Source organism: Klebsiella sp. GFKo11, assembly GCF_056490265.1.
In genome coordinates this window covers 2,331,909-2,346,033 of the sequence record NZ_CM151369.1, presented here as the reverse complement: position 1 = coordinate 2,346,033, position 14,125 = coordinate 2,331,909, and the positions used below count along the sequence as shown (strand labels likewise).

General features: G+C 49.6%; 13 protein-coding genes and 2 pseudogenes. 5 read left to right on the top strand and 10 right to left on the bottom strand.

All coding sequences use genetic code 11. The features are described 5' to 3' along the window. Window positions 1-18 precede the first annotated feature (18 nt). Together uvrC and uvrY are read right to left on the bottom strand one after the other, a co-directional pair. On the bottom strand, window positions 19-1,851 hold the full coding sequence (gene uvrC / locus AC07P6_RS11250; protein WP_181485757.1) for an excinuclease ABC subunit UvrC: 1,833 nt from the start codon (window positions 1,849-1,851) through the stop codon (window positions 19-21). Continuing rightward, window positions 1,848-2,504 (bottom strand): UvrY/SirA/GacA family response regulator transcription factor, encoded by a 657-nt coding sequence (uvrY, locus tag AC07P6_RS11245; RefSeq protein WP_110274346.1) that lies wholly within the window; start codon window positions 2,502-2,504, stop codon window positions 1,848-1,850. Before uvrY ends, uvrC begins: the two co-directional genes overlap by 4 nt. 462 nt (window positions 2,505-2,966) lie before the next feature. Between uvrY and AC07P6_RS11240 the strand changes: the two genes are divergently transcribed. Beyond that, the gene (locus tag AC07P6_RS11240) at window positions 2,967-3,191 is read left to right on the top strand and encodes a DUF2594 family protein (RefSeq protein ID WP_110274347.1); all 225 of its coding nucleotides are present in this window, start codon (window positions 2,967-2,969) and stop codon (window positions 3,189-3,191) included. A gap of 67 nt (window positions 3,192-3,258) precedes the next feature. Here AC07P6_RS11240 and sdiA read toward each other — a convergent pair whose 3' ends face one another. The 5 genes from sdiA to tcyJ all read right to left on the bottom strand — a co-directional run bounded on the left by sdiA (window position 3,259) and on the right by tcyJ (window position 7,607). Beyond that, complete coding sequence (gene sdiA, locus AC07P6_RS11235) at window positions 3,259-3,981, bottom strand: quorum-sensing transcriptional regulator SdiA (RefSeq protein WP_112213252.1); 723 nt, start codon at window positions 3,979-3,981, stop codon at window positions 3,259-3,261. A gap of 310 nt (window positions 3,982-4,291) precedes the next feature. Then, window positions 4,292-5,044: an L-cystine ABC transporter ATP-binding protein TcyN gene (tcyN, locus tag AC07P6_RS11230; protein ID WP_182239662.1), complete on the bottom strand. Its 753-nt coding sequence runs from the start codon at window positions 5,042-5,044 to the stop codon at window positions 4,292-4,294. After that, window positions 5,041-5,709, bottom strand: a complete 669-nt coding sequence (tcyL, locus tag AC07P6_RS11225) for a cystine ABC transporter permease (protein ID WP_110274350.1) — start codon at window positions 5,707-5,709, stop codon at window positions 5,041-5,043. Before tcyL ends, tcyN begins: the two co-directional genes overlap by 4 nt. Before the next feature lie 15 nt (window positions 5,710-5,724). Beyond that, entirely contained in the window at window positions 5,725-6,711 is a 987-nt protein-coding gene (gene dcyD, locus AC07P6_RS11220) for a D-cysteine desulfhydrase (protein WP_478316310.1), read from the bottom strand. 95 nt (window positions 6,712-6,806) lie between these two features. After that, window positions 6,807-7,607: a cystine ABC transporter substrate-binding protein gene (gene tcyJ, locus AC07P6_RS11215; RefSeq protein ID WP_181485753.1), complete on the bottom strand. Its 801-nt coding sequence runs from the start codon at window positions 7,605-7,607 to the stop codon at window positions 6,807-6,809. 201 nt (window positions 7,608-7,808) lie between these two features. Between tcyJ and amyA the strand changes: the two genes are divergently transcribed. Next, window positions 7,809-9,296 (top strand): alpha-amylase, encoded by a 1,488-nt coding sequence (gene amyA, locus AC07P6_RS11210; protein WP_478316308.1) that lies wholly within the window; start codon window positions 7,809-7,811, stop codon window positions 9,294-9,296. Between the two features lie 47 nt (window positions 9,297-9,343). Here amyA and yedD read toward each other — a convergent pair whose 3' ends face one another. Then, the gene (gene yedD / locus AC07P6_RS11205) at window positions 9,344-9,760 is read right to left on the bottom strand and encodes a lipoprotein YedD (RefSeq protein WP_181485751.1); all 417 of its coding nucleotides are present in this window, start codon (window positions 9,758-9,760) and stop codon (window positions 9,344-9,346) included. A 562-nt stretch (window positions 9,761-10,322) separates the two neighbouring features. On the opposite strand from yedD, the gene AC07P6_RS11200 reads away from it, so the two are divergent. Together AC07P6_RS11200 and rcsA are read left to right on the top strand one after the other, a co-directional pair. Further along, window positions 10,323-11,017, top strand: a protein-coding gene (locus AC07P6_RS11200) for an IS1-like element IS1N family transposase (protein ID WP_087786203.1) whose coding sequence is annotated in 2 segments (ribosomal slippage) — window positions 10,323-10,569 and window positions 10,569-11,017 — 696 coding nt in all. Because the reading frame shifts where the segments join, the coding sequence is not laid out codon by codon here. Window positions 11,018-11,025: 8 nt separating this feature from the next. After that, window positions 11,026-11,451 (top strand): annotated as a pseudogene (rcsA, locus tag AC07P6_RS11195) (transcriptional regulator RcsA); the annotation flags it as partial. 42 nt (window positions 11,452-11,493) lie between these two features. Here the strand turns inward: rcsA and dsrB are convergent. Beyond that, window positions 11,494-11,682, bottom strand: coding sequence for a protein DsrB (gene dsrB / locus AC07P6_RS11190; RefSeq protein ID WP_112213245.1), 189 nt, complete (start codon window positions 11,680-11,682; stop codon window positions 11,494-11,496). 131 nt (window positions 11,683-11,813) lie between these two features. On the opposite strand from dsrB, the gene yodD reads away from it, so the two are divergent. Further along, the gene (yodD, locus tag AC07P6_RS11185; protein ID WP_112213244.1) at window positions 11,814-12,029 is read left to right on the top strand and encodes a YodD family peroxide/acid resistance protein; all 216 of its coding nucleotides are present in this window, start codon (window positions 11,814-11,816) and stop codon (window positions 12,027-12,029) included. Window positions 12,030-12,359: 330 nt separating this feature from the next. On the opposite strand, the pseudogene dgcQ reads toward yodD, so the two are convergent. Further along, window positions 12,360-14,026 (bottom strand): annotated as a pseudogene (dgcQ, locus tag AC07P6_RS11180) (cellulose biosynthesis regulator diguanylate cyclase DgcQ). Window positions 14,027-14,125 lie beyond the last annotated feature (99 nt).

Below are 14,125 nucleotides of genomic sequence, written 5' to 3'. Positions count from 1 at the left end.
TATGTTGCTACAGAGCCCCTAATGTTTCAACGAGTAGAAGATCTTTTCTGCCAGACCGTGAGATATACCCGGCACTTTAGCAATTTCTTCAACGCTGGCTTTCTGTAGCCCCTGCAGACCGCCCATATATTTCAACAACATTTGCCGGCGCTTTGGCCCCACCCCTTCGATGGTTTCCAGCGTACTGGTACTTTTCACTTTCGCCCGTTTTTTACGGTGACCAGTGATGGCATGATCGTGTGATTCATCGCGAATATGCTGGATAACATGCAACGCAGGTGAATCCGGCGGAAGACTAAAGCCCTCCCCTTCAGGTTCGAAGAATAACGTCTCCAGCCCTGCTTTACGATCGCTGCCTTTTGCTACGCCCAATAGCAGAGGGTGGTTTTTATCCCACGGTACATCCAGCTCGGCAAAGACCATTTTCGCCTGTCCGAGCTGCCCTTTACCACCATCTATCAGGATAACATCAGGAATTTTACTCTCTTCGATTGCCTTGCCGTAACGACGGCGCAGAACCTGGTTCATCGCGGCATAATCATCACCCGGAGTGATACCGGTAATATTATAGCGACGATATTCCGCCCGCAGCGGCCCATTGCTGTCAAAAACGACGCACGACGCGACCGTTTGTTCCCCCATCGTGTGGCTGATATCAAAGCATTCCATCCGATTGATGGCGGGGAGCTTAAGCAACGTCGTCAGTGCCTGTAAGCGTTGGGTAATAGTCGAATGCTGAGAGAGTTTGGTCGTCAACGCCGTGGCGGCATTGGTTCGCGCCAGTTTCAAATAGCGAGCACGATCGCCACGAGGCTTGGTCTGTACGTTAACACGCCGTCCGGCCAGTTCTGAGAGCGAATCAGCCAGTAGGGTTTTGTCGCCCAGGTTGAAATCCAGCAGGATCTCACCCGGTAGCGTTCGCATCTGGCTACCCTGTAAATAGAACTGACCAACAAAAGTTTCCACCACTTCCCCAAGCTCGGTTCCGCTGGGTACCTTCGGGAAATAGCTGCGGCTGCCCAGCACCTTACCCTGACGAATAAACAGTACGTGCACACAGGCCATTCCGGCCTCAAAAGCTACGCCGATGACATCAAGATCGTCACCGTTGTTAGAAACAAACTGCTTCTCCGTGACCCGGCGTACCGCCTGAATCTGGTCACGGATCCGTGCAGCTTCTTCAAACTCTAGCGACTGGCTGGCTTTCTCCATGCGAGCGATCAACTGCGTTAACACCTGATCGTCCTTACCCGCAAGGAACAAGCGCACGTAATCAACCTGCTGAGCGTACTCTTCCTCGCTGACCAACCCGGCGACACACGGCCCCAGACAGCGACCAATCTGGTACTGCAGGCATGGACGCGAGCGGTTGCGGTACACGCTGTTCTCACATTGACGGATTGGGAAAATTTTTTGCAGCAGAGCTAAAGTTTCACGAACCGCATAGCCGTTTGGAAATGGGCCAAAATACTCGCCTTTAGCGTGCTTTGCACCGCGATGCGTGGCCAGCCGGGGATGGGTATCACCGCTAAGGAAAATGAAAGGGTAGGATTTATCATCTCGCAGCAGCACGTTATAACGCGGCTGATACAGCTTAATGTAATTATGCTCGAGCAGCAGCGCTTCCGTTTCAGTATGCGTGACGGTGACATCAATTTGCGCGATAAGCGCCACCAACGCTTCGGTTTTACGCGAAGCCAGGTTGCTGCGAAAATAGCTACTGAGCCGCTTTTTCAGATCTTTTGCTTTACCCACATAGATGACAGTACCGCCAGCATCATACATACGATAGACGCCCGGCTGGCTGGTCACTGTCTTCAGGAAAGCTTTTGCGTCAAAAACATCACTCACTGACTTGCTAACGACTCCGCATTACACAGGCCATGGCGGATTGCCAGGTGCGTCAGCTCCACGTCGCCATGAATATTCAGTTTGCTGAACATTCGGTAACGGTAGCTGTTCACCGTCTTAGGACTCAGATTTAACTGCTCTGAGATCTCATTGACCTTCTGACCTTTAGTGATCATCAGCATAATCTGCAATTCACGCTCAGACAAACTGGCAAACGGCGATTCTGCCTTTTCAGGCTCAATCTGGCTGAGCGCCATCTGCTGGGCGATATCTGAAGCTATATAGCGCTGGCCTGATGCCACACAGCGAATCGCATTCACGACCTCTTGCGGTGCAGCACCTTTACTAAGGTAACCAGCCGCACCGGCCTGCATCACTTTCGCCGGAAGCGGGTTTTCGGTATGAACAGTGAGCATAATCACTTTGGCGTCAGCCACGGAACGGGCAATTTTGCGGGTAGCCTCAAGCCCCCCGATACCCGGCATATTCATATCCATCAGGACAACATCGACGGGATTAGCGCGACACCATTTCACAGCGTCCTCACCACAGCACGCTTCACCGACAACTTTAATTCCTTTTATATCTTCCAGAATGCGTCGTATCCCTGCGCGCACTAGTTCGTGATCATCAACAAGAAGGACGTTGATCAAAGGAATAATCTCCAGAATTAGGGATAACGCTACTGATAGCTTATCGCATACATATTACCGGGTTTTATCGTAACTTTAAAAGCCAAAAAAATGTCCTATGAAAGATTTCTTACTGACTTATGGAAATCTGCCTGCACACTAAGTGGAAAGTCATACATAACAGTGATTTGCATTATGTAAATTTTTTAACATTCATCATACAGATTATGCAAGAACACAACACATCTCGCAGATGATAAATACGAAACAAGATATGTAACAATTATTAACGATAGAGGACTGGTGTAGAAAATTAACGCGTTTAGATCTCATGAATACGTATTATTCAGTGAATTAAATCATTCACAGCTTAGATGAAAGAACAGAAACCAAGCACTCCTTTTTTTCCCTTTGCTTGTGCTATACTTCGCCGCCTTCACTTTTAGTAATGCGCATTTGCGCAGAGAGCAAACGAGGATATCGATGAGCACACCAGATTTTTCCACTGCAGAAAATAATCAAGAACTGGCACAGGAAGTTTCCTGCCTGAAAGCGCTGTTAACGCTGATGCTTCAAGCCATGGGCCAGGCGGATGCAGGTCGCGTGATGATTAAAATGGAAAGGCAAATTGCGCAGATGGAAGATGAGGCTCAGGCCGCCGTATTCTCCAGCACCGTCAAGCAAATTAAGCAGGCATATCGTCAGTAAGTATTCACCGGCTGAAAGTATTACTGACAGCCGGTATCACGTCTGGCACGCAGAACAAAGGATTAGCTCAAATTAACCCCGTTGCCACGGCATAGCAGGCAATCTGCGTTTTGTTTGGTGCATTGAATTTCCGTTGCATATTCTTTTGATGGAAATTGACGGTATTTTCTGAGATAGACAGAATCATAGCGACCTCAGCCGAGGTTTTTCCTTCCGCTGTCCATTTCAAAATCTCCAGTTCGCGTCGGCTAAATTTCATTTCCGGCGGCATGACCATCTCATCTTCCAGCCGTAATAGCGTCAATAAACTCAACTCAATCAGCGTTCTTAAGCGCATCTCCAGTTCATCTTCCGCCAGGGGGCCCGGACTGCGACTTTCGCCCGAAACGGATAAGAATCCCTGGGCATGGTTCGGTAGCGTCAGACACTGCGTCACGCCTTTTCGCAACCCATGATCGCGAGCACCATTCCATAACTCAGGCGTATCATGGAATAATTTGTCGTCCCATGGCAAATGCCCGCGAAGGAAATTTTCGCTGCGTAGTACCGGGTCGATAGCAAAGTAATTCTCGGCTTGATAGTGCGACATCCAGGCCTGCGGATAAGTCGACTTCAGGGTCACCCGGGGGCGAGTAAAGGGCACGGGATGCCGTACGCAGAGCGCGAAGTAGTCATATTCCAGTTCTTCTGATTGCTGTTGAAGAAGATTATAAACGCCCTCTCCCGCAGCAACGGACTGGAATTGTTGCAGCATTTCCCGCCGCCAGCTGAAAAAATCATTGTCCCTCATAACTGACCAAATAACTCCTGATTGATAATCATTATTATAAATACATAAAGCTAACACATAAATCTTATTTATATGTATAAAATATCGTAGCCATCGCACTTATTAGATTGCAGTTGTCGCGACGGGAGGATTCTGTCGGAAAGTATGCCGACTGATGCCACTGGAATCTTTGATGTGCATAACAGGTCTGACTTCTTAGCGGTGCGAAAGCATTCAACTTTCTGATGAAAAGAAAAATGGGCAGAAACGTCGATAATCTGTCAGCGTCCGACCGTTTTTTCCCAGTCGTAACGCTGCCAGCGGATTAGGGCTACTGCATCAGGAATTTTTCAAGAAACTGACGGGTACGTGACTGTTGAGGGTTGGAAAATAGCGATTTTGCCTCACCCTGTTCAACGATACGCCCCTGATCCATAAAGATGGCTCGATCAGCCACATCGCGGGCGAAGCTCATTTCATGGGTCACGATAACCATGGTACGTTTCTCCTGCGCGAGTTGACGAATGGTATTCAACACCTCCCCCACCAGCTCGGGATCTAACGCCGATGTCGGCTCATCAAACAAAATCACATCGGGCCGCATCGCCAGCGCTCTGGCAATCGCCACACGCTGCTGCTGGCCACCGGACAAACGACGCGGATAGCTGTTTTCCTTCCCCGTCAGGCCCACTTTCGCCAGCAATTCACGTGCGCGGGTGATGGATTCATTTTTATCCTCCCCTTTCACGATAACCGGCCCTTCAATAATGTTTTCCATCACCGTGCGATGCGGAAACAGATTAAAGCTCTGGAACACAAAGCCTACATGCTGGCGCAGGCGGCGAATGGCCGTTTTTTGCTGACTGATGCTGCGTGCAGTATCAATAGTCACATCGCCTACACGAATCGTCCCGCTTTCCGGCTGTTCCAGCAGATTAATGCTGCGCAGCAAGGTGGTTTTACCCGAGCCGCTGGGACCGATGATCGCCACGACTTCACCTTCCTGTACTTCAAGATCGATACCGTGAAGCACTGTTTGACCATGGAACTGTTTCACCAGGTTTTTAACTTCGATGGCACTCATTTCGGATCACGCTCCTGGCGGTTCAGCTGGTTTTCAAAATAGTTCTGTAGCGTCGACAGCACCGTCGCCATCACCCAGTAGATCAGCGAAGCAGCCAGGTACATAGTGAAAACTTCCAGCGTACGCGAGGTAATCAGCTGGGCCTGACGGAATAGCTCAGGGACCTGGATGGTCGCCGCCAGCGAGGTATCTTTCACCAGGCTGATAAAACTATTAGAGAGCGGCGGCAGCGCCACGCGCGCAGCCTGCGGCAAAATGGCACGACGCATCGCCTGCCAGGGCGTCATACCGATACTTGCCGCCGCTTCCCACTGCCCTTTATCAATAGAGGCAATCGCTGCACGCAGCGTTTCTGCCGCGTAAGCTGCAGTATTGAGCGACAAGCCAATCATCGCCGCTGGAATAGGATCCAGTTCAATACCAAATTGCGGCAGACCGTAATAGATCATAAACAGCTGCGCAATCAACGGCGTGCCGCGAAAAATTGAGATGTACATCCGCGCCAGCCATTTGATTGGCCAGACGGGTGACATGCGCATAAGCGCCAGAATAAACCCCAGAACCAGGCCGAAAAACATCCCGCCAAGACTGAGCTGTAGCGTAAATACCGCACCTTTCAGCAGAAAAGGTGCGGAATCAATAACCAGTTGGATACTCTCTTGCATTCTATTTGTTCTGCATTAGATATGAGGATGATAAGCAAACAGTGCGGGCGCACCGCCAGTATGAATAAACAAAATCGGCCCTTCATCCTTAAAGCGGTTTTGGTTGATACCATCAATCAGCCCGGCCATCGCCTTTCCGGTATATACCGGGTCCAGCAAAATACCTTCAAGCTGCGCCAACAATCTTACCGCGTCCATCCCTTCATCGTTTGGCGTGCCGTAGCCAGGTGCAAAATAATCATCCCACAGCTGGATCCCTGCCCTGGCTTCCAGCTCCAGACTGTTTGCCACCGCTTGCTGCAACGCAATCACTTTTGGCAGTTGGTCAGCAACTTTGCGCGAGACGGTCACACCGATCAATTCAGCATTCGGCATCAGTTGTTCAAGACCCACGGCCAGGCCGGCATGAGTGCCTGCGCTACCGGATGCAACAACCACAGAAGACAGCTCAACCGCCCCTTCACACTGCTGAGCAATTTCCAGCGCACTTTCGACATAACCCAGTGCGCCAAGGGCGTTAGAACCCCCAACCGGGATCACATACGGGCGATAGCCCTGGGCTTCAAGTCGGGTCGCCAGCTCTTCCAACTGGGCATTAGGATCGGTCAGCGCATCACACATCTCAACCTGCGTATTAAACAGATCAAGCAGCAGGCGATTGCCGTTCGTCAGATAGTTTTCGGCGCGGGTCCCAATCGGATTTTCCAGCAGCGCTACGCAGTGCAGGCCTAGTTTGGCCGCTACCGCCGCCGTCTGGCGAACATGGTTTGACTGGATTGCCCCTGCGGTAATCAGCGTATCCGCGCCCTCTCGCAGCGCATCTGCCGCCAGAAACTCAAGCTTACGCAGCTTATTGCCGCCCATCGCCAGTGGCGTAACATCATCGCGCTTGATAAAGATTTCACGACCGAGGTGATCGGATAAACGCGGCAGGTATTCCAGCGGCGTTGGCGCGCCAATCAGTTCCAGACGCGGGAAAAGGGTTAAATTTTGCAGTGACATAAGACCTCCAGACTGAGTTATCCCTAATTATGCACGCAGATACGCGCGAAATAAAAAAAGGCGCTATCAAGAGCGCCTTTTTTCACCGCTGGTCGTTATTTCGTCACGTCAGCGCCAAACCATTTTTCCGACAAAGCTTTGAGGCTACCGTCTTTTTGCATATCCGCAATGGCGCCATCAACCGCTTTCAGCAGGTCTTCGTTACCTTTACGCAGCGCAACGCCAGACTCCTGCCGGGAGAAAGCTTCACCGGTGACCGCCAGGGTATTATTGGTTTTCTTCACCAGATCGAGCGCCGCCAGACGGTCAACCAGGATGGCGTCGATACGACCTACGCGCAGATCCTGGTATTTCGTCGGATCATCATCATAAGTACGGATATCGACACCCTGTACATTCTGGCGCAGCCACTCTTCATAGTTAGTGCCCAGGCCAACGCCAACTTTCTTACCTTTCAGGTCGGCTGCGGTTTTAATCACGCCTTCGTTACCCTTTTTCACCAGCGCCTGAATACCGGACACAGTGTAGGGGGTAGAGAAGTCATATTTTTTCTTGCGCTGATCGGAAATGGTGACCTGATTAATCACCACATCAATACGTTTGGAATCCAGCGATGCCAGCATGCCGTCCCATTTTGTTGGCTTGAGATCGGCCTTCACGCCAAGATGCTTCGCCAGCTCATTAGCAAAATCCACTTCGAAACCGGTAAGTTTCCCGTCATCACCCTGATAGCTGAATGGCGGATAAGTGCCTTCCAGACCTACACGTAGGGTGCCACGCTCTTTAACCTGATTGAGCAAATTTTCAGCAGCAAACGTTTTTGTGCTGACGCCAGCCATTAAAACGACGGCCATCGCGCCCATCAGCGCCTGGCGACCCAGAAGTGCTAATTTCATAGAGACTCCTAACAGAGTGATATTTTGCTTTAGTGTAAGGCGGTTAGCCTCAGCTACCAACATCGATAAGCTACATCTTATTCCAAATAATTATATACGATGCCTTTTAGTACATAGTGAAAGCGAAGCGTAAATTCCTCCATTTTGCTGGATATCTCTCATACTGCAATGGTCAGCTTGATGACGTCTGGAGCATGGAAGATGAAAAACCCCACGTTATTGCAGTGTTTTCACTGGTACTACCCAACCGGCGGTGAACTATGGCGTGAAGTCGAAGCCCTGGCGCCAAACCTGAATGAAATCGGGATAAATATGATTTGGTTGCCTCCTGCCTACAAAGGAGCCTCCGGCGGTTACTCTGTCGGATATGACAGCTACGACCTTTTTGACCTCGGCGAATTTGATCAAAAAGGCTCTGTTGCGACCAAGTATGGCGATAAATCCCAACTGCTGGCCGCCATTGCTGCGCTACGCCAGCACGATATCGCCATCCTGCTCGATGTGGTGGTCAATCACAAAATGGGGGCTGATGAAAAAGAGGCCGTGCATATTCAACGTGTCGATGAGCAAGACCGCACGCAAATCTCGGAGGAGATCGTGGCGTGCGAAGCCTGGACGCGATACACCTTCCCCGTTCGCGCAGGGCAATACTCCGAGTTTATTTGGGATTACAAATGCTTTAGCGGAATCGACCATATAGAAAATCCGGATGAAGACGGTGTGTTTAAAATCGTCAACGACTACACCGGCGAAGGCTGGAACGATCAGGTCGATGATGAAATGGGTAATTTCGACTACCTGATGGGCGAAAATATCGATTATCGCAATCGGGCAGTAACTGAGGAGATTAAGTACTGGGCGCGCTGGGTCATGGAGCAGACCGGGTGTGATGGTTTCCGCCTTGACGCAGTTAAACACATTCCAGCCTGGTTTTATAAAGAGTGGATCGACCACGTCCAGGAAGTGGCGACAAAACCGCTGTTTATCGTTGCAGAATACTGGTCCCATGAGGTGGATAAGCTTCAGCAATATATCGCGCTGGTCGACGGTAAAACATTGCTGTTTGATGCGCCCCTGCAGATGAAATTCCACGAGGCATCGCGCCAGGGTCGTGACTATGACATGAGCCAGATTTTTAGCGGTACGCTGGTCGAAGCTGATCCTTTCCATGCCGTAACGCTGGTGACTAATCATGATACGCAGCCGCTTCAGGCGCTTGAAGCGCCAGTAGAACCGTGGTTTAAACCATTGGCGTACGCGTTGATTCTGCTACGCGAAAATGGGGTGCCATCGGTTTTTTATGCCGACCTCTTCGGTGCCAGCTATGAAGATACCGGAGGTGACGGCCAGACCTACGCCATTGAAATGCCGGTTATTGAGCAGTTACACGAACTGATCGATGCCCGTCAGCAATTTGCTCACGGTGTTCAGACGCTATGGTTCGATCATCCAAACTGTATCGCCTTCAGCCGCAGCGGCACCGATGAAGATCCGGGCTGCGTAGTCGTACTTTCAAATGGTGATGATGGAGAGAAATCACTCCCTCTCGGCGCAAACTATGGCAATAAGCGCTGGCGGGATTTTCTCAACAACCGCGAGGAAGTGATTGAAACCGATGATGAAGGCAACGGAGTTTTCACCTGTAACGGCGGCAGCGTTAGCGTTTGGGTAATTGAAGAAGTGCTCTAGCAGAAAGGAAAATCGCGGGCTGAAAATGGAATCAGCCCGCTAATCAGCTATTGTTCGTTTTTATCCGTCACGGCCTTTTTCCACGCCACTTCGCACTCTGGAGTGAGGCGATCGACCCGCTTTAGCGTCATACGATCGTAACGTAACGTATTGCCTTCGCGTTCGACAGGATAAACATCCAAAGCAGAGGTCACATTGTAGACCGCGTCATCGCGTTTCATTAATTTACCCGGCACGGTAATCACCCGCTGCCATTGTCGGCAGTCAAGGGTATCGCCATCTTTGGTCACAATCAGGCTAGCAATTGCATCCGGGCTCATCATTTCACTCTGCGGACCCGCCGATTGCCAGTATCCTTCCAGCCCTGCGGGCGCTGGCGCCTTAACGACATCGCTATAGTTATCAACCTGAACGCATCCGGTCAGAGCCAACAACGCGCCAGCAAACACAATCTTTTTCATCATTCATCCCACAAACCGATAAAAAAGCATTGTGGCATTAAAGCGTTAAGCCCGCCACTCTTCCTGGGGAGGAGGTGAATGAAGCAGGATCGTCGTACATAAGAAGCAAGTGGCATCAACATTCCATAGGCATATGTTCAATTATTCTTACCCATCAATTTCAACCCATCATTTACAAGGTGATAATTTAAGCACTCAATATAAGGATAATCCTATTTTAAAATAAGCCAAAAATGGCAACCTTATATGCACCGGGTATTTATTGTTTTTAAATCTACCACATAGCGATTCACAGCCTTTACTTTGAGAATATTCCTGGCAGATTATAGGCATTATTTCGAAATAGTTCAGACTGCTTAATGGTTCCAGCATAGCAGCTGTTTGTTTATGACTAACTAAAATGGACTTCATCGCGCTTGTTGGCGAAGGATAAATTATCGTTACGTGTTGATTGAGGATGGGTCATGTCAACGATTATCATGGATTTGTGCAGTTTTACCCGATTGGGGGTGATGCCTCTAATTAGTTGAATCTGATGTATAATGCGGGCTTTTGAGGTTCTTTCATGGCCAGCGTTAACATTCATTGTCCTCGTTGTCAGTCTGCACAGGTCTACCGCCATGGTCAGAACCCTAAAGGCCATGACAGATTTCGCTGCCGTGACTGCCACCGCGTTTTTCAGCTCACTTACACTTATGAGGCCCGTAAGCCGGGCATTAAAGAGCTGATCACTGAAATGGCCTTCAATGGCGCCGGGGTTCGCGATACCGCCAGAACACTGAAAATTGGCATTAACACCGTCATCCGGACTTTAAAAAACTCACGCCAAAGCGAATAACGTCTTCGCCCGTTGCTCATGCTGATGTGGCGCTTATCTGCGAACTTGATGAGCAATGGAGTTTCGTTGGCAGTAAAGCCCGGCAACACTGGCTCTGGTACGCGTATAACACCAAAACAGGGGGTGTACTGGCCTACACTTTTGGTCCCCGTACCGATGAAACCTGCCGGGAACTACTGGCACTGCTTACGCCATTCAACATCGGCATGATCACCAGCGACGACTGGGGCAGCTATGGCCGGGAGGTGCCGAAGGATAAGCATCTGACCGGAAAAATATTCACCCAACGGATTGAGCGCAATAACCTGACGCTGCGCACCCGCATTAAGCGCTTGGCTCGTAAAACAATCTGCTTCTCGCGTTCAGTAGAGATCCACGAAAAAGTCATCGGGACGTTTATTGAAAAACACATGTTCTACTAATTGGAAGCATCACCCGGCAAATCATCAACCAGAATCCAGGTACGCTATTTTTTATCTTTATGTCGCTGGCGAATATTCATTTCGAACACTATCTTCTGGTACGCAAAAACTTGCTTATTAGCTCAAAATCACTGACTGCAAAAGACCTTGACGATATTCTGGCCAATCGCCTGAAGTATGAGAATTATCGCACTGCACGGATTAATATCCCAACGCTTACCCTAAGCCAGACTGAATCAAATATGTTACAGATGTGGATGGCCGGATATGGGACCACCCACATCTCCGCACAGATGAACATTAAGGCTAAAACCGTTTCATCGCACAAAGGCAATATTAAAAAGAAAATTCAGACTCACAATAAGCAGGTGATTTATCACATTGTGCGACTGGCCGAGAACATCACTTCCGGGATCCACGTCAATATACGTTGAAGAGTACTGGCGGCAGAAGCCGCCAGCGTGCCTGATTGAGCGTTAATCTTCTTTTTCAACAAAAACGCCGTCCGAATGCCCTATTTCGTTGAAAAACCAGATCCCCAGGGGATAGTCTTCCAGCGATACCAGATACATTACCCCTTCGCTAAACGACTCTATTGCCAGCACAACTCCCGATCGACGTGGGCCACCATCGGTCTTCACCGTGACACGATCGTTTACCTGCATAACTCATCTCCTCTATTTTTGAGCCAGTGTAGAACAAAACGGACGATCGCGCAGCGCTCACCCCCATAACTGATGTTTTTGTAAACCATCTATACTTAAACAGCGTATCCGGGTTAAGCGAGGTAGCCAGAATGAATACCGCCAAACAGAGCAAGGGCGGGGAAAGTGTCGATGTTGACGCCCTGCTGGCAGCGATTAATGAAATCAGTGAAAGTGAGGTACAGCGAGCGCGGGACGATCCGCATCATGTAAGCATTGATGGTCGTGATTATCACACCTGGCGCGAGCTGGCTGAAGCCTTTGAACTTGATGTTCATGACTTCAGCGTGACTGAAATCAATCGCTAATTCCAGGCGAAAAAAATCCCGACTCGCACGAGTCGGGATGAAACTTGCTAATGCAAGAAGCACTTGAAAATTCGTTACACCAGGAAATCCGATGCGTTGCAAACATTACCCTCAATTATTTTGCATGACAATAGTCATTCATGGAGTAAATTATTGAGAAATATCCCTAATGTCACCATCACCGCTGGCAAGGCTGACCAGGCAAGGGATTGTGCGGTTCGTTCTTCTACGAACGGCGGTTCATACGGAAATATTTTTTAAGATAAATCTCATAAAAGTAACTATCAAAGATGACCTGGCGAACAATTCATCCACCATACAAATGTAACATCATCCTTCAGCACAGACCTGATTACGCCCATTTTGCTTAGCCAGGTACAGCCGATGATCGGCAATCGACTGCAAGTTTTCAAAGTTGAACTCATTTGAATCGTCACTACTACTTACGCCAAAGGAGGCACTAATACGCAGACTCGACCTGTTTCGCAGTAAAATCTCGCGGCCATTGATGCGAACTCGAATCCGTTCTGCAATGGCTGCCGCTTCATGTAGCGTCGTATTCGGCATCACAATACAAAACTCTTCTCCGCCGACCCGACCAGCAAGGTCGCCCTCGCGAATATGACTCGCGATAGTACTGCCCACCAGCGCCAATACGCGATCGCCGGCCTGATGCCCGTGTCGATCGTTAACGCCTTTGAAATAGTCCAGATCGAGCTGAATCACCGCGATAGGTCGTTTCAGACGTTCGCTTAAGCTGGTCGCCTCGCTAGCGCGTTCAAACAGCGCACCGCGGTTTAACAAACGCGTCAGCGCATCATGCCAGGCTCGCCACTCAAGAGACGTTTGCAACACGCTCATATTGCGCACCATTCGGCGAATAACCAGCCAGGAGATCATCAGCATCAGGGTGAACATAAGCCACATCAGCATCAAAGCAATGGTGATGCGGCCAAAATCATCGCGAACACCTTCTTTAAGCGAGTGAATACGCAGCAGCACTCCGTCAAAGTTACGTAGTTTTTCCCAGCTGATATAGCGGGTTAATAAACGAATCCCCCCTGATTGCCATGGGAAAAAGCACTCCGCAGCTGTTCTTGTTCCTGCGGTGATAACAGGGTTAACACGTTATCAGATGCGGAAGACGCAATTAAATTGAGGCGATTATCATAAAGTTGATATTCACCCTCCTGGCCATTCTTTACTGCGTTAACAAGAAAGGTCCTCATTTCGCGTACGGAGAAATCCATCGCCAGTACGCCTAGCCAGTAGCGTTGATAATCAAGAGGGATAGAGGCCGTCACCACCTGTGCTTCGCGCTGCGGTTCATCACCAGGAAAAGTTTGCCAGACAATACCGCGAGCCGGGTTATTACGCTGCGTTTGCTGAATAAACCACGAAGCGCTAATTGCCCGTGAATACAGCCCCAGCGCCTGAGTCGAATTCTTCGGCGGTTCCGTAGTGATAAAAAAACCGCTGCGCGAAACGTACAGCATACGCTCGGTAAAGCCCCGGTTGTTATTGGCCAGGCGCAACAAATACCCGAGCTCAAGGCTCGCCATCAGCTCATTACCGGAAAAAGGAGTATCGCGAGAAAGAAGATCGTCACTATCGACAAAAGCATCGGCTACACCATACACGGGAAGCGTCCGCCGGTTATGTAACTCGACGGACCATATTGGCTCATGCCGCTTTTCTAAATAATCCTGCTCGGCCTTTCGCAGCACCGCAAAATCCAACGGAGTTCCCAGCGCCGACTGCATGCCGTTGCGAAAAAAGATCATTCTGTCGATATTGAACTGCAGCAGGCCATCCAGTTCATGGGTGACGTTTTCAAGATTGTTACGCTGATTTGCAACGTACGCTTCTTCCAGGATCTTGACCTCACGCCATATCAGCAGCGTGGAAAAGCAGAAAACGATAAAAAAGCAGAGATTAACCACATATCCTGGGCTTAACACATGGCGAAGTTTGTTCACCCGCATCGGCTTATCCATCGTTCTCTCGCAGCACGGTCAAAGAAGCAAAGGTCATCAACGTCCCATATTAGTCAGGTACTCAATCATATAAAAAACGCCCGACTCATGTCGGGCGCT